Genomic DNA, 2,590 nt, shown 5'->3' with positions numbered 1-2,590 from the left:
GTGTTGAGCGACAACCATCTTGGCCGGTGCCGACAACCACCTTGGCCGGTGGGGCTGAACGGAAGACGGGCTTGCCCGTCTGGAGGGCAGCCCCACCGGCCTGATTAATTTCTTGGTTAGGTGCTGGTCGCTGCGGGTTGGTAAGCCGGGTCTCTCTGCCATCAAACGGAGGACCCGGGTTGGCCTACAAACCCATCACCGACCAGCAATTGAGATTATATATGACCGACCTTCAAAATCACAGTCAGCGCACAGCGGCTGCCCGCGCCGGGTTCAGCGAACGGACTGCGCGGCGCTTCGATGCCGACCCGACACCGCCTTCAAAGCGCAAGATCGTTCACGGGCGCACGGTGGGCGATCCCCTTGAAAGCTATTGGGAGAACGACCTTCTTCCCTTGCTGGAGAAGGACAGCGCGTTGCAGGCCGTCACCCTGCTGCGCCACCTTCAGAGCGAGCATCCACTGGCGTTCCCCGACGATCGTATTCGGCGCACCTTGGAGCGGCGAGTGCGACAGTGGCGCGCGCTGAACGGTCCCGAGCGCGACATTATCTTTCGCCAGACGCCGGAGCCGGGATACATGGCCCAGTCCGACTTTACCCACGCCGATGAGCTGCGGGTGATGATCGCCGGCCAGCCGTTCCCGCACCTGCTCTACCACTTCGTCATGGTCTATAGCCGCTGGGAACATGTCGGCGTGGTCCTCGGTGGGGAAAGCTTCACAGCGCTGGCCGAGAACCTGCAGCAAGCCCTCTGGTCGCTGGGCGGCGTGCCGCAAAACCACCGCACCGACAGCCTCTCTGCTGCCTTCCGTAACCTGACCGCCGATCAGCGCGAGGACATCACCAAGCGCTATGATGCTTTCGTTAGCCATTACGGCATGGACGCCAGCCGCAACAACCGTGGTGAGGCCCACGAGAACGGGGCGGTGGAATCCCAGAACCGGCATCTCAAGAAAGCCATCGAACAGGCACTGATCCTGCGCGGCAGCCGCGACTTCGCAACGATTGAAGATTACCGGCGCTTCATCGACACGCTGGTTGCCCGGCGCAACAAGCAGCGGGTGGCTGCCGTTCAGGCGGAACGGACCCATTTGAAGCCTCTGCCGCAACGGCGGACGACAGACTTTACCGAGATCGTGGTGCCGGTCACGAGGACGGGCGGCTTCCTGGTCAAGAGCATCTTCTACAGCGCTCCGTCACAGTTGATCGGCCAGCGTCTGCGGGTTCACCTCTACGATGATCGCATCGAGGCGTTTCTGGGTGGCACCCTCGTCGTGACCCACGCCCGGGCCCGCGGGCGCGGCGACGGGCATCGCGTCCATGTCATCAATTATCACCACGTGATCCATGCCCTGCGGCGTAAACCGCAAGCCTTATGGAGTTCGATCTACCGAGACAGCCTGTTCCCCCGCACCGAATACGCTGAAGCATGGAAGGTATTGCAGCGCGATTTGCCAAGACGGGATGCCTGCCGCCGGATGGTCGATCTGCTGTTTATCGCCCATGAACAGGCCTGCGAAGTGGAGTTGGCACATTTGTTGTCGGCAGACCTCGATGCTGGTCGCGTGCCTGCGCCTGAAGCAATGGCATTGCGGCTGACGCCGAGGACCACGGCACTGCCGAGGGATGTCACTGTCGCCCATCCATCTCTGGACAGCTTCGATGCGCTGTTGGGGGCAAGCGCATGACCGCCCGCGAGATCGACATCCACACACTGCCCAGCATGCTGACCGCGCTACGGTTGCCCAGCTTCCACAAGCTCTGGCAGGAGATTGCCACCCGCGCCGATACCGAAGGCTGGCCCGCCGCCCGGTTCCTGGCCGTGCTGGCGGAATATGAACTGGCCGAACGGGATATGCGCCGCATCCGGCGCCATCTGAATGAGGCGCAGCTCCCGGCCGGTAAGACGCTTGCAACCTTCGACTTCAAGGCGTTACCAACCTTGCCGCGTGCCCGCATCGAGGCTCTGGCAGCAGGCGATTGGCTGGATGGGGGCGGCAACCTGATCGCCATTGGCAATTCCGGCACCGGTAAGACCCATATTCTGTGCGCTATAGGTCATGCCCTGATCGAAGCAGGGCACCGCGTCTTCTACACCCGGACCAGCGATCTGGTGCAAAGACTTCAGGCCGCTCGCCGTGATCTCGTTCTCGAAGCAGCCTTGGCCAAACTCGACAAGTTCGACCTGATCATCCTTGACGACATCACCTATGCCCACAAGGATCAGGCTGAAACCGGCGTCCTCTTCGAACTGATCGCCCGACGCTATGAATACCGCAGCATCGCCATCGCCGCTAACCAACCGTTCAGCGGCTGGGATCAGATCTTCCCCGACAAGGCCATGACCGTCGCCGCCATCGACCGCCTGGTCCATCATGCGACCATCCTCGAGATGAACGCCGAGAGCTTCCGCCAGCGTGCGGCCGCCTCAAACAAGAGGGCGCAGGATGCAGCCCCAGCGACAACCATTACCGACAACCAAAACGAAGGAGCAACCTAACCCAAAACACAGAACGACACGCCAACCTCAGTGGCCTCAAAACCGGCCAAGATGGTTGTCGCTCGCGGACAAGGTGGTTGACGCTCTACA

At 61.7% G+C, this 2,590-nt stretch carries 2 protein-coding genes; both read left to right on the top strand.

The window, feature by feature from the left end:
- Positions 1-179: 179 nt before the first annotated feature.
- On the top strand, positions 180-1,688 hold the full coding sequence (gene istA / locus ACEN2J_RS20660) for an IS21 family transposase (RefSeq protein ID WP_442108623.1): 1,509 nt from the start codon (positions 180-182) through the stop codon (positions 1,686-1,688).
- Positions 1,685-2,500: an IS21-like element helper ATPase IstB gene (istB, locus tag ACEN2J_RS20655; protein ID WP_442108621.1), complete on the top strand. Its 816-nt coding sequence runs from the start codon at positions 1,685-1,687 to the stop codon at positions 2,498-2,500. Before istA ends, istB begins: the two co-directional genes overlap by 4 nt.
- The last annotated feature ends 90 nt before the right edge of the window (positions 2,501-2,590 follow it).

Origin of the sequence: Pseudorhodobacter sp. W20_MBD10_FR17 (assembly GCF_052119765.1) — a bacterium.
GTDB lineage: Bacteria > Pseudomonadota > Alphaproteobacteria > Rhodobacterales > Rhodobacteraceae > Pseudorhodobacter.
This window is presented reverse-complemented; position numbering and strand designations above follow the sequence as displayed.